This window comes from Cellulomonas sp. P2_B4 (genome assembly GCF_056404795.1).
This window is the reverse complement of record NZ_JBFUDI010000011.1, coordinates 21,051-41,452: the sequence shown is the minus strand read 5'-3', so window position 1 is coordinate 41,452 and position 20,402 is coordinate 21,051. Positions and strand designations below refer to the sequence as shown.

The window sequence follows — 20,402 nt, the reverse complement described above, 5'->3', positions numbered from 1 at the left end:
GCAGGAGCCCGAGGGGTTCGTCGGCGATCAGCGGCCGATCAGGAGGCTTCGAGGATGTCCACCACGAACACCAGCGTCGAGCCGGCGGGGATCTCGCCCTGCGCCTGGTCGCCATAGCCCTTGTCCGGCGGGATCACCATGAGGACCTGGCTGCCGACGGTCTGGCCGACGAGGCCCTCGTTCCAGCCGGCGATGACGGCGGCCTGGCCGACGTTCTCGACAGGGAAGGTGGCGCCGCGGTCCCACGAGGAGTCGAACTGCGTGCCGTCCCAGAGCCAGCCGGTGTACTTGACGGTCACCGTCTGACCGGCGACGACCGCCGGGCCCGTGCCCTTGATCAGGGGCTGCACGACGAGCGTGGTGGGCGGCGTCCCGGTGGCCGGGGTCAGCGACGGCTTGCCGGTGTCGTCCAGCGTGACGGTCGGCAGGCCGGGCACCGGGGCGACGGCCTCGCCCGACGCGCGGGTCGGGACGTCGTGCACGCCGACGACCTCACCGGCGATGACGGCGGAACCGGCACCCGCGGACTGCTCGGGCACGGCGAACACGAAGCGCGTGCCCACCTTCTGGCCGGCGAAGTCGTCGTGGAAGATGAAGTCGGCGTCGAGCCCGACGTTCTCGGGCTTGGCGGAGTACGTCTCCTGCAGCTCCGAGCCGTCCTTGCCGGAGACGGCCACGAGCTGGATCTCCATGGCCTGGCCCTCCTTGATCTCCTCGCCGGTGCCGGGCTCGCGGACGTCGATCACGGGAGTGGTCACCGTGAAGGGGGTGCCGGGCAGGGTGATGGTGGGCTTGGTCGTCGCGTCGGTGAACTCGACCTTGACGTCCGCGAGGGCGGCCTGGTCGGCGGCGGCGTCGGCACCCGTCGAGGCGCTCGGGGACGACGACGGGTCGTCGCCCGAGTCGCCGGAGCAGGCGGCCAGCGAGAGGCCCAGGGTCAGGGCGAGGGCCGCGGCGGCCATGCCGCGACGTGCGGTGCGGTGTCGGCGCACGGGAAGTCCTCCGTCGTTTCGGGTCCACGCCCGGGACGGCGGAACGCAGGAACGGTACGCGAGTTGTCTGGGAGCGCGCTGAGTCCGACCGGTCGGTGGACCGGATCTACGCGGGAACTTCGCGGGATCTACGCGGGAACGAGGTGGTCCGGGCACACCTCGAAGCGGTCCGGCTCCATCGACAGCTCGCCGCGTCCGCCGGTCAGCGAGCGCAGGTCGAGGACGTAGCGCGCCAGCTCGGCCTCGGGCACCGAGGCCTCGATGAGCACCGTGCCGTCGTCGAGCGACGTCGTCGCGCTGATGTGACCGCGGCGCGCGGACAGGTCGCTCATCACGTCGCCCTGGGCCGTCGTCGGGACGGTGACGGCGACCCGGCTGATGGGTTCGAGGACCGTCGTGCCCGCGCTCTGCAGCGCCTCGCGCACGCCCAGCCCGGCGGCGGTCCGGAACGCCATCTCGGAGGAGTCCACCGAGTGCGACCTGCCGTCGTAGACCTCGACGCGCAGGTCGACCACGGGGTAGCCGTGCGGCCCGCCCGCCGCCATCGCCTCGGCCACGCCCTTGTGCACGGCCTGGACGTAGGTGCGCGGGATCGCTCCGCCGACGATCGCGTCGACGAACTCGAACCCCGACCCGTGCGGCAGCGGCGAGACCCGCAGCTGCACCACCGCGTACTGCCCGTGCCCGCCCGACTGCTTCTTGACCTTGCCCTCCGCCTCGACGGGCCTGCGGATGGTCTCGCGGTAGCCGACGGGCACCGGCGACGTGCTGACGTGCACGCCGAACACGCGCGCGAGCCGCTCGAGCGCCACGGCGAGGTGGGTGTCGCCGAGCCCGCGCAGGACGGTGTGGTCGCCCTCCCGCGAGACGGACAGCGTCGGGTCCTCGGCGGTCAGGCGGCCCAGTGCGGCGGAGAGGCGGTCGTCGTCGGACTGGCTCACCGGCTCCAGCGACAACCCGAACACCGGCTCGCGCTGGCGCTGCGGGATCGTCGCGGACGCGCCCGGTCCCGTGCGGTCGGCGAGCAGAGAGCCGGACGGCGTGCCGGTGAGCTTGGCCACCGCACCGATCCGCCCGGCCGGAACCGAGTCGAGCGGCAGGTGCTCCTTGCCGCGCAGCCGGAACAGCCCCGGCACGCGCTCCTCGGTGTGGGTGGTCGTGTTGACCAGCCTGTCGCCCGGGCGGACCGTGCCGCTGAGCACGCGGAACAGGGTCACCTGGCCGACGAACGGGTCGGCGAGCGTGCGGAAGCAGTGCACGAGTGCGGGACCGGTGGGGTCGGGCTTGACCGGCAGCTCGCGCGTCCCGATGACGACGGACCGGTCGCTGGGATCCGGTCCGAGGTCGCACAGCAGGTCGGCGAGCCGGTCGACGCCGACCCCGGTGACGCCCGAGACGACGAGCACCGGGAACGCCTCCCGTGCGAGGACCTCGTGCGCGAGCGTCGTCAGCTGCTCGTCGACGGACGGCACGTCGCCCGACAGGTACCGCTCGAGCTGCTCGTCGTCGTGCGTGACGATCTCCTCGGTGACCTCGTCGTGCAGGCGGTGCTCCTCGTCGGCGATGGCCCCGAGCGGCTCGACGTGGTGCCGGCCGTCGGCGTCGTAGGCCAGGCCCTCCTCGGTGAGCACGTCGGCGACGCCCGTGAACGCGGTCTCCTCGCCGAGCGGGAGCTCCAGCGGGACGAGCCCGTCGCCGAAGGCTGCGCGCAGGTCGGTCAGCACGTGCCGGAAGTCGGCGCGCGCCTTGTCCTCCTTGGTCACGACGACGATCCGGGGCAGCCCCGCCTCGTCCGCCGCCCGCCAGGCGGCGTGCGTCCCGGCCTGGACCCCGTCGACCGCGCTGACCACGACCAGTGCCAGGTCCGCGGCGGAGACGGCGGCGTCGAGGGCGCCGGCGAAGTCCGCCGAGCCGGGTGCGTCCAGGAGAGTGACGTCGTACGTGCCGTGCGCGGTGGTCCACTCGAACGGGGCGACGCCCAGCGCGAGCGACTGCCCGCGCGCGATCTCCTCGGGCTCGTGGTCGGTCACCGTCGAGCCGTCCTCTACCCGACCGACGCGCGTCAGGACGCCCGCTCGGTGCAGGAGGGCCTCGGTGAGGGTGGTCTTCCCTGATCCCGCGGCGCCCAGCAGCGCCACCGTGCGGATCCTCGGCGTCGTTGCCATCGGCGTCTCCCGGTCAGGCCTGTGGAAGCCACCCTAGCCACGGTCGACGAAAGCCACGAGCCCGGGGCGGCCAGAGGCGCCCCGGGCTCGTCGGAGGAGACGTGCGTCAGTAGGCGGCGAGGATGTCGACCACGTAGACGAGGGTCGAGTTGGCCGGGATGGTGTCCGACTCCTTGGCGCCGTAGCCCTTGTCCGGCGGCACCACGAGCAGCACCTGGCTGCCGACGGGCTGGCCGACGAGGCCCTCCTGCCAGCCCGGGATGACGCTGCTCAGCGGGAACTGGGCGGTCTTCCCGTCCTCCCACGTGGACTGGACCTCGGTGCCGTCCCAGAGCGCGAGCGAGTAGTTGACGATGAGCGTCTGGTCCGCGGTGACGGGTGCGCCCGTGCCCGCTATCAGCGGCTGCGCGACCAGGGTGGTCGGCGCGGCACCGGTCGCGGGGGTGATGGTCGGCTTGCCGTCGGCGTCGAGCGTCACGGTCGGCAGGCCGGGGGCCGGCGTGACCGGGGTGCCGGACGCGCGGGTCGGGATCGTCTTGGCGTCCACGATCTCGGCGGCGGTCACCTGGGTCGTCGGGTCGTCGGCCGACTGCGGCGGGACGGCGATGACGAAGCGGACGCCGACCTTCTCGCCGACGAGCAGGTCCTGCAGCTCGCCGAGGTCGGAGTTGAGGATCAGCTCGTCCGGGGCGGTCGTGTAGGTCGACTGCGTGGCCGTGCCGTCGGCGCCCGAGATGATGACGGACCGGATCGTGAGCAGCTGGCCGTCCTCGATCGTCGCGCCGGTGCCGGGCTCGACCACCTTGACCACGCGCGTCGTCACGTTGAACGGCGTGCTCGGCAGGGTCACGACGGGCTCGACGCCCGGGTCTCCGGTCACCGTGATCTTCGCGACCGCGGCGGCGTCGGCGTCCGCCGCCGGGTCGGACGACGCGGTCGGGGACGCCGTGGGGCTGTCGCCGTCGGTGGAGTCGCCGGAGCAGGCGGACAGGGTGAGGCCGAGGGCCAGGGCGAGCGCTGCGGCTGCGAGGCCGCGGCGGGCGATGGTCGGTCGTCGCACGGGTGTCTCCGTCTGGGTCGGTGCCCGCCCGAGGCGGCGGTGGCCGTCGGAACGCTAGCCGAGGTTGCTGGGAGCCCGCTGAGCGGACTGCCCCTTGATACCGGTGTGTCCGCGCGTCAGAGCAGGCGTCGGTCGTCCACCCGCACCACGCGCAGCCAGCGGTAGCCGTATGCGCCGAGCTCCACCTCGGTCCGACCGCGGGCGTCGATCGTGCAGTCGCCGTCCTGCAGGAGGTCGACCAGCCGGACGGTGTCGTCGCAGTCCGCGAAGCGCAGCGGCACCACGACGGCCTCGTCGCCGAGGTTGTGCAGCGTGATCGTCGACCCGTCGCCCCACGTGCTGCGGTGCGCCAGGACCGCCGCGTGGGGCTGCTCCAGGATCTCCGGCGACGACGCCCAGCCGAGCTCCGGGCTCTCGCGGTAGCGCCGGATCAGCAGCTGCACGAAGTTGAGCAGCGACTCCGGGTCCCGACGCTGGTCGGCGACGTTGACGTGCTCGGGCGCGAACCCGCCGGTGGTCACCGGCCCGGGCAGCCTCCCGGGGGTGGCGCGCGAGAAGCCGCCGTTGCGGCCCGCCGTCCACTGCATGGGCGTCCGGACGGCCATCCGCCCCTCGGCGGCCAGGTTCTCGCCCATCCCGATCTCCTCGCCGTAGAACAGGACAGGCGTCCCCGGCAGCGAGAACAGCAGCGAGTAGGCCATCCGGATCCGGCGCGGGTCGCCACCGAGCATCGTCGGCAGGCGGCGTCGCAGGCCACGCCCGTAGAGCTGCATGCCGGGGTCGGGGCCGAACGCGTCGAACACCTCCTGACGCTCGTCGTCGGAGAGCTTGTCCAGCGTCAGCTCGTCGTGGTTGCGGACGAAGGTGGCCCACTGGGCGTCGTGCGGGATCTCGGGCCGCTGGGTGAGGGCCTCGGCGATCGGCGACGCGTCCTGCCGGGCCAGCGCGAGGTAGAGGTTCTGCATGCCGATGAAGTCGAACTGCAGAGTCAGCTCGTCGCTGTCCGCGGTCTCGCCGCCGAAGTACTCGCGCTGCTCCGCGTACGGGAGGTTCACCTCGCCCATGAGGATCGCGTCGCCGACGCGCCGGGTGAGGAACGAGCGCAGCTCCTTGAGGAAGTCGTGCTTGTGCACCACGTCGTCGCCCGGGGTGTTGGCGGCGTCGGCCAGCATGAACGGCACCGCGTCCACCCGGAACCCGCTCAGCCCGAGCTCCGCCCAGTAGCCGATCACCTTGGCGATCGCGTCCCTGACCTGCGGGTTCGCCGAGTTGAGGTCGGGCTGCTGGTGGTAGAACGTGTGCCGGTACCACTCGCCCGTCGCGTCGTCCTTGGTCCAGATGCCCGTCTCCTTGTCGGGGAAGACGACCTTGTCCTTGGTGGACGGGGGCTTGTCGGAGCGCCACACGTAGAAGTCGCGGTAGGGGTTGTCGGTGCTCTTGCGCGCCTCCTGGAACCACGGGTGCTTCCACGAGGTGTGGTTCACGACGAGGTCCGCGATCACGCGGATGCCGCGGTCGCGCGCCGTCCGGATCACCTCGACGAGGTCGCTGACGTCGCCCAGACGCGGGTCGACGCCGAGGAAGTCGGAGATGTCGTAGCCGTCGTCGTAGTCCTGCGTCGGGTAGAACGGCATGAGCCACAGGCACGTCACACCGAGGTCCGCGAGGTGGTCGATCCGCTGCGCGAGTCCGGGCAGGTCGCCGACGCCGTCGTCGTTCCAGTCCATGAACGTCTCGACGTCCAGGCAGTAGATGACGGCGTTCTTCCACCACAGGTCGCCGGTGTCGTGGATCCTCACGCGCTCGGTTCTACAGGAGGTCTCGACGGACCGCGCGGGCTAGAGGCCGACGGACCAGGCGGCGATCGTCGCGCTCGCGGTGTCGATACCGAACGTGCGGACCTCGGTCGCCGAGTCCACCAGGTCGTTCAGGTGGCCCTGGCCCGGGTCCTCGACGGTGTCGCGGGCGTACACGACGAGCAGCGTGACGACGGTGTCGGAGCGGTTGGGGTGCAGCGCGGGGTCGGCGCGCTCGACCAGCTGGCGGCCCGTGCGCGTGCCCGCCAGGAGCACGACGGTGGTGACCGCCGGCACCTCGGCGCCCGTCGCCAGCGGCCGGTGCGCGGTCAGTGCGCGCAGCTCGCCCACGCGCAGGTCGCGGATCGTCGCGAGCCGGGCGTCCAGCGGGCGTCCGTGCGGGAACCGCTCGGCGTCGACGCCGTTGTCCTGCAGCACCGTCGCGGCCAGCTCGGCGTCGGTCGCGGAGTGCGTGAAGACCAGGCTGCGTGCGTGCCGCCCGAGCGTCGGCGCGAGCCGGGGGAGGGCCTCGAGCTTCGCGACGGACCCTGCGGCCACCAGCCGGCGCGCGCTCACGGCACGCAGGTACGCGCTCGCGTCCGTCGCCGCGTCGGGGCGCTCGGACCAGCCCGCCTGCAGCCGGGCGATGTCGTCGAGGAACGTCTCGGGCTGGCAGCCGTGCGTCGCGACGAGGCGCGCGGCGAGCTGCTCGATCCGCAGGCTCAGCTCGCGGTACTCGTCGCGCTCGTCGGGCAGCAGCTCGACCGGCACCAGGCCGACGCGGAACCGGGCGATCTCGGAGTCGTCCCGGCCGCGGCGCAGGTCGCAGCCGTCGAGCACCGCGTCGAAGTAGGGCAGCAGGTCCTCGTCGGCACCCTCGAGCGACACCGAGAGCCCGAGGCGGGCGCGGTACTTGTCGGCGAGCGTCGGGGCGAGGGCGCTCGAGCCGAAGCGGTGGACCTCGTCGGCGATGAGCAGGCCGTGCACGCCCTCGGGCAGGAGGTCGTCGGCCGCGGCGGACGCGAGCGAGACGAGCACGTCGCAGTCGTCGAACGTGTGGTGGGTGCCGTCGCCGCGACGTCCGAGCGACAGCCCGGGCAGCTGGAGCTCCAGCGTGTGCAGCCACTGCTCCTGGAGGTCCGTGGTGCGGACCAGCACGAGGACCTTCTCGCCGCGCGTGACGCCGTCCCAGGCCGCCAGCACGCCGACGCCGGAGCGCCCGGTGGCCGCGACGGACTGCACGATGCCGCGGCGCTTGTGCGCGAGCCACCCGTCGAGGGCGTCACCCTGCCACGGCCGCAGGCGCGGGCCGACGTACCGCGGCGTGCTGCCGGGCGGGAGCGGGGGCCGACGAACGGCCGGCACCTCCGCGGCCAGGACGGGCTCGGGGGTGACGGCCTCGGCCGTGATCGACACGGGCTGCCCCCAGAACGCGGCGACCGGGGAGACGCGGGCGACGACCGTGCCCTCGTCGAGGAGCTGCAGCGAGCGCGCCGTCTCCGTGCGCCGGGGCAGGACGGCGGGCGGCGACTTCTTGGGCGTGGGTGGGCCGGCCAGGGGCTTCGACTGCCCGATCGGCAGCGCACGCCAGCGCACGGGCCGGCTGCCGTCCTTGCGGATCCGGGGGTCGGCAGCGAGCAGCCGTTCGACGTCCGACGAGAGCAGCAGCCGCTGGCCGAGGCGCGCCAGGCCGCGCGTCAGCTCCCTCGTGGTCTGTGGCGCCCGCGCACAGAGCGCGGCGTACAGCGCGTCACTCGGTGTCGTCACGGTGCCTTCGTCCGTCGGCTCGGGGACGCCGCTTGTGAGGCGTCTACCTCATCTGTCGGCACGTCAGAGGCCCGAGTTCAGTCCGTTCGGTGTCTGCTCTGTCACGAACCGGGTGTCAGAGCACCGCGGAAACATCACGATCCGACGATGTCGTCCGCGTTGTCCACGATCCACTCCATCAGCGGGAGGAGCCGGTCGACGAGGTCGCGGCCGAGCGGCGTGAGCGAGTAGTCCACCCGCGGCGGCACGCTCGCGGTGACCTCGCGGTGCACCAGCCCGTCGGCCTCCAGGGTGCGCAGGTTCTGCGCCAGCATCTTCTCGCTGATGCCCTCGACGGCCGTGCGCAGCTCGCCCCAGCGCATGCTCTTGTCGGACAGGAAGACCAGCAGCAGGACGCCCCACTTGCTGGTCACGTGGTCCAGCACCGTGCGGCTGGGGCACGCGATGGTGAGCGCACCCTCGGCCTGAATGCGCTGCAGGACGCTGACCTCGCTACTAACCGTCACGTGCGTACCCTACTCGAAGGTGGGTACCCACCACAGGGAACGTACGGGACGAGCTCCCGGTTGTGACGAGCGATCGCACTCTCCCTGGAGGAACCACCATGTCCGTCGTCATCACCGGAGCCACCGGTCAGTTCGGCCGTCTCGTCGTCGAGGGCCTGCTCGCGTCGGGCGTCCCCGCCGCCGACATCGTCGCGACCGGCCGCCGTACCGAGCGGCTCGCCGACCTCGGGGTGCCGTACGCGGTCGCCGACTTCGACGCCCCCGAGACGCTGCTCGCCGCGTTCGCCGGTGCCGACACCGTGCTCCTGGTCTCCGGGAGCGAGCCGGGCAACCGCGTCGCGCAGCACACGAACGCGATCGAGGCCGCCCGCACGGCCGGGGTCCGCCGGGTCGTCTACACCAGCGCGCCCAAGGTGTCCGACGTGGAGTGGACCCTCTCGCCCGAGCACAAGGCCACCGAGGAGGCCCTGCAGGCGTCCGGCCTGGCGTGGACCATCCTGCGGAACAACTGGTACCACGAGAACTACGCCCCGACACTGGCGCAGCTGGCCTCGACCGGTGTCCTGCTGACGTCGTCGGGCGACGGTCGCGTCGCCTCCGCGGCGCGCGCGGACCTGGCCGCGGCCGCCGCGGTCGTCCTGACCACCGACGGGCACGACGGCCGCGTCTACGAGCTCTCGGGCGATGTCGCCTGGACCGCCGACGAGTTCGCCGCGGCCGCGGCCGAGGTGCTCGGCCGCCCGGTCGAGGTGTCGAACGTGAGCACCGACGAGCACCGCGCGATCCTCGCGTCCGCGGGGGTCGACGAGGGTGCGGTCTGGTTCCTCACCAGCCTCGATGCCGACATCCGCGCCGGCGTGCTCGGTGACGCGACGTCCGACCTGCGTGCGCTGATCGGCCGCCCGACCACGCCGCTCGTCGACGGGCTGCGCCCGCTGGTCCCCGCGAACGTCTGAGAAAACGCGGTGGGCGCCGTCCCTCCTTCGGGAGAGGATGGCGCCCATGAGTGCGACGGTGCAGGCGAAGGGCGTAGGCGCCGGGTTCGGGGATCGGGAGCTGTTCCACGGGGTCGATCTCGTCGTCGCACCCGGTGACGTGATCGGGCTCGTCGGGCCCAACGGCGCGGGCAAGTCGACGCTGCTGCAGATCCTCGGCGGCCGCCGCGCCCCCGACCAGGGCGCCGTGTCGGTGTCCCCGCACCACGCCCAGCTCGGCTACCTGGCGCAGGAGATCGAGCGGCTGCCGGGCGAGTCGGTGCGCGAGCACCTCGAGCGGCGCACCGGCGTCGGGCCCGCGTCCGAGGCGATGGACGCGGCCGCGGACGCCCTGGGCGCCGGCGTCGAGGGCGCGGACGTCGTCTACTCCGACGCCCTGGAGGCCTGGCTCGCGCTCGGCGGCGCCGACCTCGACGCACGCCTGGGCACGGTGGCCGACGACCTCGGCCTGACGGTCGACCTCGACCAGACGATGGCGTCGCTGTCGGGCGGCCAGGCGGCCCGGGTGGGTCTCGCCGCGCTGCTGCTGTCCCGGTACGACCTGTACCTCCTCGACGAGCCCACCAACGACCTCGACGCCGAGGGGTTGGACCTGCTCGAGGAGTTCGTCGACCGGTCGGACGCACCGATCGTCGTCGTGAGCCACGACCGCGAGTTCCTCAGCCGCACGGTCACAGCCGTCGTCGAGATCGACCGCAGCCTGCAGAAGGTCAGCATGTACGGGGGGTCCTACGACTCCTACCTGGAGGAGCGCTCGATCGCCCGACGGCAGGCGCGCGAGGCGTACGAGGGCTACGCGGCCCGGCGGGACGCGCTCGACCAGCGGGCGCGGATGCAGCGCGCATGGATGGAGAAGGGCGTGCGCAACGCCCGGCGCAAGGCCACGGACAACGACAAGCACGTCAAGCACTTCCGCGGCGAGACGTCGGAGAAGCAGGCCGCCAAGGCGCGCCAGACCGACAAGATGATCGCGCGCCTCGAGGTCGTCGAGGAGCCGCGCAAGGAGTGGCAGCTGCAGATGACGATCGCGTCGGCGGGCCGGTCGGGTTCCGTCGTCGCCGTCGCCCGCGCCGCGACCGTCACCCGCGGCGACTTCACGCTCGGACCCGTGACGCTGCAGCTCGACTGGCTGGACCGCGTCGCCGTCACCGGGCCGAACGGGTCGGGGAAGTCGACGCTCCTCGCGCTGCTGCTCGGACGCCTGCGTCCCGACGAGGGTGCCGTCGACCTCGGGTCCGGCGTCCTCGTCGGCGAGATCGACCAGGCGCGGGCGGCGTTCGAGGGGCAGGAGTCGCTGGTGACGGCGTTCGCGCGCGAGGTCCCGTCGTGGAGCACCGCCGACGTCCGCACGCTGCTGGCCAAGTTCGGGCTCGGCACGCACCACGTGGACCGCCCTGCGGCCTCGCAGTCGCCGGGCGAGCGGACCCGCGCCGCCCTCGCCCTCCTGCAGGCCCGCGGCGTGAACCTGCTGGTCCTGGACGAGCCGACGAACCACCTGGACCTGCCCGCGATCGAGCAGCTGGAGCAGGCGCTCGACTCGTTCGAGGGCACGATCCTGCTGGTCACCCACGACAGGCGGATGCTGGAGACGGTCCGCCTCACGCGCCGCTGGCACGTGGAGGACGGTCGGGTCACCGAGGTCACCGCCGACTGAGAAGGGCGCGACGCTCCGTGGTCGGGGCAGCTGCGGTACGCGGTCGTCCGCCCTGTCGGAGGTCGGCCGTAGCGTCGGCCGCATGATCACCGACTTCGACTTTCTGCACGGCGAGTGGGACGTGCACAACCGGCGGCTGCGCGACGTCTCCGACCCCGACGGGACGGAGTGGATCGAGTTCGACGGACGCGGCACGTGCGAGCCGGTGCTGGTGGGGGGCAACGTCGACCGGCTGTTCGTCACCGACTCGCCCCTCGGCGCGTTCGAGGGCCTCACGCTGCGCCTCTTCGAGCCCGACGAGGCCGTGTGGCGGATCTGGTGGAGCTCCGACCGGGTGCCCGGGGTGCTCGACGAGCCCGTGGTCGGCAGGTTCGTCGACGGGCACGGCGTGTTCGACGCGGTCCAGCGGATCCGGGACGCCGACGTGCACGTGCGGTTCGAGTGGTTCACGACCGAGCCGTCGCCCCGCTGGCAGCAGTCGTTCTCCTGGGACGGCGGGGGCACGTGGCTCCTCAACTGGGAGATGAGGTTCGTCCAGACGCAGGGTTAGGCTCGCGGCGTCTCTGCTGCTCGACGACGAGGACGGTCCATGAACCAGCCAGCACCCACCCGCTTCGGGGTCGTCGGCAGCGGGTGGCGGGCCGAGTTCTTCGTGCGCATGGCCCGGCTCCTGCCCGAGCGGTTCGAGTGCGTCGGCGTGGTGACGCGGTCCGCCGCACGAGGCGCCGAGGTCGAGGCCGCGTGGGGTGTGCCGACCGTGCGGACGGTCGAGGAGCTGGTCACGGGAGCGGTGGCCGGTGCGGGCGTCTCGCCCGACCGCCCCGAGTTCGTCGTCGTGTCGGTGCCCTGGCCGGCGACGCCCGAGGTGATCCGCGAGGTGGTAGCGCTCGGTGTGCCCGTGCTCGCCGAGACGCCGCCGGCGCCCGACGCGGACGGCCTGCACGAGCTGTGGGCCGACGTCGGCTCGACGGGGCTGGTCCAGGTGGCCGAGCACAGCCCGTTCCTCCCGGTGCACGCGGCGCGGCTCGCCTCGATCGAGATCCTGGGCCGGACGACGAACGTCCAGATCTCGTCGACGCACCTCTACCACGCGGTCGCCCTCATCCGGCGGTTCCTGGGCACGGGCCGGGGGCCGGTCACCGTGAAGGCCTCGTCGTTCGTCGCGCCCCTGCTCGACCCGCTGAGCCGCGACGGCTGGACCGGTGCGACGGACCCCACGCCGGCCGCGACCACGCTGGCCACCCTCGACTTCGGAGACGGCCGCAGCGCGCTGTACGACTTCACCGACAACCAGTGGCACAACCCGCTGCGCACCAACCGGCTGCTGATCCGCGGCACGCTGGGTGAGCTGGTCGACCAGACGTTCACGCGCTGGGCCGCCGACCGGACGGTACTCACGTCGACCATCGAGCGCCGCGTCGCCGGCATCGAGCAGAACCTCGACGGCTTCGACCTCGAGCACCTGAGCCTGGACGGCCGGGTCCTCTTCCGGAACGTGTACAACGGTGCCCGCCTGTCCGACGAGGACATCGCGGTCGCCGGCCTGCTCGACGCCACGGGCGCATGGCTGCGCGGCGAGGCCGAGCCGCCCTACCCGCTCGCGGAGGGCTGTCACGACCACCTGCTCGGCCTGGCCATCGAGGAGGCCGCGCGCACCGGCGAGACCGTGCACGTGGACGCCCAGCCCTGGACCTGAGGGCTAAACGAACAAGTACGAACTCAGCCGGTGACGGATTCGTCGTGACGCAGCTCGAACCACACAGCTTTGGACCCGGCGTTGCGGATCGTGCCCCACCGCGTGGCGAGTCGGTCGACGAACATCACACCGCGGCCGCCGACCGCGGTGGGCGGTGGGTCGAGGGCGACCGGCAGCTGCTGGGCGCCGTCCGTGACCTCGACACGCGTGCGTTCCTCGTCGACGTGCACGCGCAGGATCACGGGCGGGCGGGCGTGGGCGACCGCGTTGGTCACCAGCTCGCTGACCAGCAGGATCGCCGTGTCGAGAGAGCCGTCGGTGACGCCGGCCTCGGTCAGCCGGTCGCGGGCCCAGTGCCGTGCGGGCGCGATCGCGGAGAACGCGGGGGCGACGGCCGTCTCGGCGTACATCGGCAGTCTCCTCTCCGCGGTATCCCGTTGACCCGGACCACGGTTGTTCACATCTGTTGATTCGGCAACTCGAACTCGGCTCTCGAGCCCGTTCCGGGTGATCGGGACTGCGAGGATTGCCCGGTGACAGAGCCTTCTCGCAGCCAGATCCGCCGTTGGCGGCAGTACCTCGCCGACGAACGCGCGGAGGCCGCCGTCTACCGCGACATCGCCTCGCGCCGCACCGGCGAGGAGCGCGAGATCCTGCTGGCACTCGCGGACGCGGAGGGTCGCCACGAGCAGCACTGGCTCGACCTGCTCGGCGACCAGGTCGGCCACCCCCGCCGCGGCGACGTCCGCACGCGCGTGCTCGGCTTCCTGGCGCGCCGGTTCGGGTCGGTGTTCGTGCTGGCCCTCGCGCAGCGCGCCGAGGCCCGGTCGGCCTACAACGCCGACGACGACGCGACCCCGGCGATGGCCGCCGACGAGGCCATCCACGAGGAGGTCGTCCGCGGCCTGGCCACGCGCGGCCGCAACAAGATGTCCGGCACGTTCCGCGCCGCGGTGTTCGGCGCGAACGACGGCCTGGTCAGCAACCTCGCCCTGATCCTCGGCATCGGCGCGTCCGGGGCGTCGCAGCAGGCCGTCCTGCTCGCGGGGCTCGCGGGGCTGCTCGCCGGCGCGCTGTCGATGGGCGCGGGGGAGTATGTGTCGGTGCGCTCGCAGCGCGAGCTGTTGGAGGCGTCCCGGCCCGGGGTCGCGGCGGGGGAGGCGCTGCCGTTCCTCGACGTCGACGCCAACGAGCTCGCGCTGGTCTACCGGGCGCGCGGCCTGTCGGTCGAGGATGCCGAGGCCCGAGCCGTCCAGGTGCTCACCTCGTCGCGACCGTCCCTGGTGGTGCCCGGCGAGGTGGTCGACGACCACGAGTCCGTCGGGTCGGCGATGGGTGCCGCGCTGGCGAGCTTCTGCTTCTTCGCGTCCGGCGCGGCGATCCCGGTGCTGCCGTACCTGCTCGGGCTCGACGGCTGGGACGCGGTCGCCTGGGCCGCTGGGCTCGTCGGCCTTGCGCTGCTGGGCACGGGTGCCGCGGTCGGCGTGCTCTCGGGTGCGTCGCCCGGCAAGCGCGCGCTGCGCCAGCTCGGCATCGGCTTCGGAGCCGCGGCCGCGACGTACCTGCTGGGCCTCGCCTTCGGAGCGACGGTGTAGACCCACTCGCGCACGCTCAACTCGGGCGGCGGCGGCGCCGATGCTTCGGCATGGGGGCGAGGAAAGCTGTGCTGACGGCGGTTCTGCTGGTCGGTCTGGTGGGGTGCGCGCCGGTACCCGACCCGGTGGCCGGGCCGCCGATGCCGCACATGACGCCGGTCGCGGTGACCGGTCCGGCGAGAGGCGTCGCGGGCGAGGACTGCGGGTGCGGCGACGACCCCGCGGCTGCGCTCGAGGCCGCGGTGAAGGAGGCCCAGCCGGCCACCGCAGCCGCGATGCGCGCGTCGCCGGGCGTGTACTCCGACGTGCAGATCCGCGCGGTCCCTCCGGACACGCTCGAGTACGTCTACGTGTTCGCTCACCAGCTCTCCGCGGCGGAGGCCACCCCGTACTTCGACTCGCAGATGAGCCAGCTCCAGGACCTGTGCGACACGCAGGCGTTCCCGGCGATGGTCCGCATGGGGATCGAGTCCCCGAAGGCCCGGTTCACGTTCTTCAACGCGGACGGTTCCACGCTCTGGTCGCACACGTTCGAGCCGTCGGCGTAGGTCTGCAGCCCCGTAGCATCGGCGGGTGCCCCCCAGATCGCCGTTGCCGGCACGGAACGGCCTGAGCGCCGCCTGGCTGCGGACTCCCGCCGGCGGGTGGCTCACGATGGGCGACTGGCTCCGGGAGCGGCTGCCCGACCACGTCGACGTCGCCGACATGCTGGCTCGGGCGTGCTTCGTCGACGAGGCCGGCGCCGTGGTGCACGCCGAGGACCCGTTCGTCCCGCACCGGTTCGTGTGGTTCCACCGCGACCTGCGCGACGAGCCGGAGGTCACGGCCGCGATCCACGTGGTGCACCGCGACGAGCGTCTGGTGGTCGTCGACAAGCCCGCCTTCCTGTCGTCGATCCCGCGCGGCCGGCACGTGATGCAGAGCGTCGTCGTCCGGCTGCGCGCCGAGCTGGACCTGCCCGAGCTGTCCCCGCTGCACCGGCTGGACCGGGTCACGTCCGGCCTGCTGATGCTCGCGACGGAGGCGCGGTGGCGTGGGCCGTACCAGACCCTGTTCGAGCACCGCGCGGTGCACAAGACCTACTGGGCGCTGGCGCCGCTGCGCGACGACCTGACGTTCCCGGTCGTCGTCCGCAACCACATCCGCAAGGACCGCGGATCGTGGCAGGCGGTCGTGGTGCCCGACGCCCCGGTCAACGCCGAGACGCGGATCGAGCTGGCGTCCACGGTCGACGGCTTCGGGGTCTACCGCCTGACGCCCCGCACGGGCCGCACCCACCAGCTGCGCGTGCACATGCTCGGCCTGGGCATCCCGATCGTCGACGACCCGCTGTATCCCGAGGTGCTGGAGGTCGACGTCGACGACTTCAGCCGACCGCTGCAGCTGCTCGCCGGGGAGCTCGCGTTCACCGACCCCGTCGACGGGTCCGCCCGGACGTTCCGCAGCGTCCGTCACATCCCGCTCGCCTAGGCGGTTCGGGTTAGTGCAGGCTAACCTCACCTGGTGACGATCGACGCACCCGCCCTCACGCTCCCGTGGCGCATGTTCGTCGTCCAGGTCTCGGCCGTCGCCGAGCTGTCCCCGAGCCTGCGCCGCATCACGTTCACCGGCCCGGACCTCGACCTGTTCGCCGACAACGGCCTGGACCAGCGGATCAAGTTCTTCCTCCCGCTGCCCGGCGTCCCCTACGACGAGCTCCTGACGATCGGCGACCGCGAGGACTGGTGGGAGGCCCACCGGGCGCTCCCGGAGGAGCGTCGCCACCCGATGCGCACCTACACGGCCCGCGGCGTGCGCCCCTGGCTGCGCGAGCTCGACGTGGACGTGGTGCTGCACGGCGACATCGGCCCTGCGACCCGATGGGCCTCGCAGGCGTCGATCGGCGACGAGATCGTCGTCTACGGCCCGAACGCCCTGGTGCCCGCCCCGCACGGCGGCGTCGACTTCGTCCCGCCCGCCCACCTGGACCGCCTGCTCCTGGCCGGCGACGAGACAGCGCTCCCCGCGATCACCGGCATCCTCGAGCGCCTGCCCTCCGACGCCCGCGGCGAGGTGCTGCTGGAGGTCCCGCTGTCCGTGGACGAGCGCCGTCTGGACGCTCCCGCCGGGATGTCGATCCGCTGGTTCGGCCGCGACGGTGCCCCGACCGGAACGCACCTGGTCCCCGCCGTCCAGGCCGCCTGCGCCCGCCTCCTGCCCGGCCAGGCGCCCGCCCCCGACGCCGAGCTGGAGGACGTCCCGGACCACCTGCTCTGGGAGGTCCCCGTCGACGACGCCGGCGTCGCCCTGTCGTCGTCCGTCGGCCTGTACGCCTGGCTCGCGGGCGAGTCCGGCGTCATCAAGACCCTCCGCCGTCACCTGGTCCGCGAGTGCGGCGTCGACCGCAAGGCCGTCGCGTTCATGGGCTACTGGAAGGCCGGCCGCCGCGAGGACGCGTGAGCTGGCCCCGTGACGGCATCTGCCGAACGTGAGAATCCGACACCCAAGTTGAGAATCCGCAGGTCACAGGCCTGTGGTGCCGCAGCTTCTTGAGAATGGTGGGATGACTGCCGCCTCTCCCGGTCTCGGTGGTCCGAGTGTTGGCGACGGTGAGGCTTCGCTGGCTCCAACGTGGGACGGGTGAGACAACGGGGTCTTGGACGTGCCCGTTGAGACAGATTGACCCTCGACGACCGTCAGGGCTGCGCTGGCAGGCTGCGGGTACGGTCCGGTCGCTGGCGACCCGTGTGCGACGTGACGTGACGTGCAGAGCGCGGTGCGCAGTCAGACCTGAATCCTGCGCGGGCTGCGACGAGGTCGCGCGCGTCGTTGCCCGTTGTCTCGGCGCTCGAGGCGGGGCGGGTTGACCTGCGGGTGGCGTGATGTGCTCGCCGCCGCGCGACTCAGGTCGTGGACTCGTGGTCTGGAGACGAGAAGAATCGTCACATCCGCGCAGGTCAGCAGGCACACTGCGCCCGTCGAGCAGAGAAGGTGTCGTGGCGTACTCGACTCCCAATGTCTGGGCAACACCGGTCCAGGTTGGTGCGCACGAAGTACGCCAGTTGCTTGTCCCCGAGCACGATGACATCAGCGTTGAACGAGCCGGAGGCGACGAGATCGCTCGCAGCAGTCGGGGGACCTGGCCGCTTGCGCGAGGCGCGGCAGGTTCGCAGCGCGGTGCTCTGACCGCCGTTCTGCCTGTGCTGGCTGGATCAACCGGCAGGATCACCTGGGCTGGCCCACGTTCGGCAACCGCGCCGGGCGTCGTACTCGGCTCCTGGGTCGATGCGATTACGTTCGCAGTGCCCGGGCACGGCGCCGGCCTTCGTCGCCCTCAGATGGCCGCGCTGCACTCGATCATCGGCTACCAGTCGTCCGGCGTCACTGGTCCTGCGGTCGTGGTGATGCCGACGGGCACCGGCAAGACCGAGACGATGGTTGCGTGGATGGTGGCGGCACGCCCACCTAAGGTGCTCGTCATCGTGCCGTCCGCGGTGCTGCGTGACCAGGTCGCCGAGAAGTTTGAGTCCCTGGGGATCCTGCAGTCCGCAGGTGTGGTCAGCCCCTCTGCCTTTCGTCCATGTGTGGTGCGGCTTGGTCACGGTGTCGCGTCCGCCGACGAGGCGGCACGTCTTGTCGAAGGGGCGAACGTCATCGTCGCGACGCCTCAGGCGTTGCACGCATCTGAGCCTGAGGTGCGTGCTGCGTTACTCGCGATGTGCACGCACCTCGTTGTCGACGAAGCGCACCACGCACCCGCCGACACGTGGACAGAGATCGTGCGCGCGTTCGGCGATCGCCCGGTGCTCCTGTTCACCGCGACACCGTTCCGGGCCGACGGCCGTGCCCTGCCGGGGCGAACGATCTTCCGGTTCCCGCTACGCGAAGCCCAGAGCGACGGCTACTTCAGCAAGATCGACTTCACGGCCGTCGTCGGCCTGGGGGACAGCGACGAAGAGCTCGCGACTGCTGCGGTCGCCCGGCTCCGGGCTGACATGGCGGATGGCTTGGACCACGTCATGCTCGCCCGCGTCGCATACAAGAGCCGCGCCGACGAGGTCCTTGCGCTCTACGACCGTCTCGCGGGGGACCTGAACCCTCGAAAACTCGTCGACAAGATGCCTCCGAAGACCGCGAAGGCGAATCTCGCGGCACTGCGCGACGGCACGAGCAGGATCATCGTGTGCGTCGACATGCTCGGCGAAGGATTCGACCTGCCCACCTTGAAGGTCGTTGCCTTCCACGATCCGCGCCGCTCCCTGAGCCCGATGATCCAACTCGTTGGTCGCGTCGCGCGGACCACGTCGTCACGGCCGGTCGGGACGGCGAGCGTCTTTGTCATGCAGGAGCCGCAGATGGTGCTGTCTCCGATGCGCCAGCTCCTGCGGGAGGACGCCGATTGGAACACTGTCCTGAGCGACATCACCGACCGGGAGTCCGCACGCGCTGAAGAGGTCTCCGAGTTCGACGCGTCGTTCGACACGGCACCACCCGACGTACCCGTCGGCCTCCTTCAGCCGAAGATGAGCGCCATCGCTTTCCGCACGAACGCCACCGACTGGAACCCGTTGGCGGCGCACGACGTCTACGGCGACCGGATCATGGACGCGGTTGTGTCGGTCAGCCGCGCCGATTACATCGCCTGGTGCGTCGTGCAGAACACCGAGGACATGAGGTGGGGCCACCTGCCGACACTGCAGCACGTGTCCTACGACTTGATCGTCCTATTCCTTGACCGCCGCTGTGGGCTCCTGTTCATCCACGGCTCCGACACCCACAAGGACTACGAACCGCTCGCGACCGCGGTCCTCGGCGGTGACGCGACGATGTTCACCGGCCCGAACACGTTCCGCGTGTTCGGTGGCCTCGACCGGCTCATCCCGACGAACGTCGGGCTGCTCGACGCGGTCGACCGGGACACGCGCTTCTCGATGTACGTCGGCAGCCACGTCGAGACGGCGCTGACCGAGGCGCAGAGCGGTCACAAGACGAACACCCACATCGCGGCGAAGGCGTTCGATGGCGGAGACAGCGTCACGATCGCCGCTGCCATGTCCGGACGGTTCTGGTCGATGAGCACCGCCACCGGTCTGATCGCCTGGAGGGACTGGTGCCGTCGGCAAGGCGCACGGCTGACGGACTCCACCGTGGACCTGCAGCTCGTCTTCCGCGACATGATCATCCCCGTCGCTCTCACCGAGCGACCCGGCGAGCATCTGCTCGCAATGGAGTGGCCGTGGGAGCTGTACCTCGGTGCGACGGGTGGCCCACGACTCCACCACGGCGAAATGACCTTCCCGATTCTGGACGCAGACTTCCGCATCGACGACTACGGGAAGACCGGGCCGTTCCTCTTCTCCGTCGTCACACCCGCATGGCAGGTCGCCTACACCGCCACGGCTAGTGCCGACGGGCTCCGCTATGAGGCCGTTGGCGACGACATCGACGTCGACACCGGGCGGTTCGGCGTCGTGCCGCTGGCTGACTGGATGAACAACCACAAGCCCACGCTGTTCCTGTCCAACGACGTGCTCATCACCAGTGACGATCGTGTGTTGCGTGCGCGCTCCGACCTCGAGCCGTTCGACCGGAAGCGCCTCACGCCGTTGTCGTGGTCGGGGGTGAACATTCGGGTCGAGTCGCAAGGGCCAGAACGCCGAGCCGACTCCGTCCAGGCACACGTCGCCGCCGTTCTGCGCGCGGAACAGAACTTCGACGTCCTGATCGACGACGACCGTTCCGGCGAGGCAGCTGACCTCGTGGGACTTCGGGTCGATGGTGATGAGCTTGTCGTGACTCTCGTGCACTGCAAGTTCTCGACGAGCGACCGGCCCGGAGGACGGGTGGCAGATCTGTACGAGGTGTGCGGACAGGCGATGCGGGGTGCCAAGTGGCGCTCAAACAGTCTGCTACCCCTTTTCACGCACCTCAACCGGCGAGTCCGCGCCTACTACCGCCGAACCGGCGGCAGTGCGTTCGAGGTTGGCGATCTCGACACGCTGCTGCAACTCGCCGGCCGCGCCCCGCAGCTGTACCCGCGCATTGTCACCGTCATCGCCCAGCCTGGCCTTAGTGCCGCAGCCTGCACGACGGAACAACTGCGCCTGCTCGCCGGCGCCGAAACCTACGTCCGTGCCATCACGAAGGGCGCTTTCCAAGTGCTGACTTCGCCCTGACGACGCGACTGCGCCCGGACA

At 71.7% G+C, this 20,402-nt stretch carries 16 protein-coding genes; 9 read left to right on the top strand and 7 right to left on the bottom strand.

From position 1 onward, the window contains the following. Nucleotides 1–38: 38 nt before the first annotated feature. From AC1DZC_RS16720 to AC1DZC_RS16695, 6 genes are all read right to left on the bottom strand, one after another. Nucleotides 39–992 carry an FKBP-type peptidyl-prolyl cis-trans isomerase gene (locus AC1DZC_RS16720; protein WP_477044051.1) on the bottom strand — a complete coding sequence of 318 codons (954 nt, stop codon included), beginning with the start codon at nt 990–992 and terminating at the stop codon, nt 39–41. A gap of 128 nt (nt 993–1,120) precedes the next feature. Next, nucleotides 1,121–3,157 (bottom strand): elongation factor G, encoded by a 2,037-nt coding sequence (locus AC1DZC_RS16715; protein ID WP_477037819.1) that lies wholly within the window; start codon nt 3,155–3,157, stop codon nt 1,121–1,123. A gap of 106 nt (nt 3,158–3,263) precedes the next feature. After that, nucleotides 3,264–4,217: an FKBP-type peptidyl-prolyl cis-trans isomerase gene (locus tag AC1DZC_RS16710; protein ID WP_477044050.1), complete on the bottom strand. Its 954-nt coding sequence runs from the start codon at nt 4,215–4,217 to the stop codon at nt 3,264–3,266. A 116-nt stretch (nt 4,218–4,333) separates the two neighbouring features. Continuing rightward, complete coding sequence (locus tag AC1DZC_RS16705) at nt 4,334–6,016, bottom strand: alpha-amylase family protein (RefSeq protein ID WP_477044049.1); 1,683 nt, start codon at nt 6,014–6,016, stop codon at nt 4,334–4,336. A 39-nt stretch (nt 6,017–6,055) separates the two neighbouring features. After that, on the bottom strand, nt 6,056–7,780 hold the full coding sequence (locus AC1DZC_RS16700) for a DEAD/DEAH box helicase (RefSeq protein ID WP_477044048.1): 1,725 nt from the start codon (nt 7,778–7,780) through the stop codon (nt 6,056–6,058). A gap of 134 nt (nt 7,781–7,914) precedes the next feature. Then, entirely contained in the window at nt 7,915–8,286 is a 372-nt protein-coding gene (locus AC1DZC_RS16695; protein ID WP_477037823.1) for a winged helix-turn-helix transcriptional regulator, read from the bottom strand. 98 nt (nt 8,287–8,384) lie between these two features. Between AC1DZC_RS16695 and AC1DZC_RS16690 the strand changes: the two genes are divergently transcribed. The 4 genes from AC1DZC_RS16690 to AC1DZC_RS16675 all read left to right on the top strand — a co-directional run bounded on the left by AC1DZC_RS16690 (nt 8,385) and on the right by AC1DZC_RS16675 (nt 12,631). Continuing rightward, a complete protein-coding gene (locus AC1DZC_RS16690) occupies nt 8,385–9,242 on the top strand; it encodes an SDR family oxidoreductase (protein ID WP_477044047.1) in 858 nt (285 codons plus the stop codon). Nucleotides 9,243–9,288: 46 nt separating this feature from the next. Further along, nucleotides 9,289–10,935, top strand: a complete 1,647-nt coding sequence (locus tag AC1DZC_RS16685; protein ID WP_477044046.1) for an ABC-F family ATP-binding cassette domain-containing protein — start codon at nt 9,289–9,291, stop codon at nt 10,933–10,935. A gap of 82 nt (nt 10,936–11,017) precedes the next feature. Beyond that, nucleotides 11,018–11,485, top strand: coding sequence for a hypothetical protein (locus tag AC1DZC_RS16680; RefSeq protein WP_477044045.1), 468 nt, complete (start codon nt 11,018–11,020; stop codon nt 11,483–11,485). Nucleotides 11,486–11,524: 39 nt separating this feature from the next. Beyond that, a complete protein-coding gene (locus tag AC1DZC_RS16675) occupies nt 11,525–12,631 on the top strand; it encodes a Gfo/Idh/MocA family protein (protein WP_477044044.1) in 1,107 nt (368 codons plus the stop codon). Between the two features lie 23 nt (nt 12,632–12,654). Here the strand turns inward: AC1DZC_RS16675 and AC1DZC_RS16670 are convergent, their stop codons facing one another. Further along, the gene (locus AC1DZC_RS16670) at nt 12,655–13,041 is read right to left on the bottom strand and encodes an ATP-binding protein (RefSeq protein ID WP_477037828.1); all 387 of its coding nucleotides are present in this window, start codon (nt 13,039–13,041) and stop codon (nt 12,655–12,657) included. Nucleotides 13,042–13,164: 123 nt separating this feature from the next. Here AC1DZC_RS16670 and AC1DZC_RS16665 point away from each other — a divergent pair, with 123 nt between their 5' ends. The 5 genes from AC1DZC_RS16665 to AC1DZC_RS16645 all read left to right on the top strand — a co-directional run bounded on the left by AC1DZC_RS16665 (nt 13,165) and on the right by AC1DZC_RS16645 (nt 20,381). Further along, on the top strand, nt 13,165–14,226 hold the full coding sequence (locus AC1DZC_RS16665; RefSeq protein WP_477037829.1) for a VIT1/CCC1 transporter family protein: 1,062 nt from the start codon (nt 13,165–13,167) through the stop codon (nt 14,224–14,226). 68 nt (nt 14,227–14,294) lie between these two features. Next, nucleotides 14,295–14,774, top strand: a complete 480-nt coding sequence (locus AC1DZC_RS16660) for a hypothetical protein (protein WP_477044043.1) — start codon at nt 14,295–14,297, stop codon at nt 14,772–14,774. A gap of 25 nt (nt 14,775–14,799) precedes the next feature. Beyond that, nucleotides 14,800–15,696, top strand: a complete 897-nt coding sequence (locus tag AC1DZC_RS16655) for a pseudouridine synthase (protein ID WP_477044042.1) — start codon at nt 14,800–14,802, stop codon at nt 15,694–15,696. A 72-nt stretch (nt 15,697–15,768) separates the two neighbouring features. Further along, nucleotides 15,769–16,665: a siderophore-interacting protein gene (locus AC1DZC_RS16650; protein ID WP_477044121.1), complete on the top strand. Its 897-nt coding sequence runs from the start codon at nt 15,769–15,771 to the stop codon at nt 16,663–16,665. Between the two features lie 536 nt (nt 16,666–17,201). Continuing rightward, nucleotides 17,202–20,381, top strand: a complete 3,180-nt coding sequence (locus AC1DZC_RS16645) for a DEAD/DEAH box helicase (protein ID WP_477044041.1) — start codon at nt 17,202–17,204, stop codon at nt 20,379–20,381. Nucleotides 20,382–20,402: the final 21 nt, after the last annotated feature.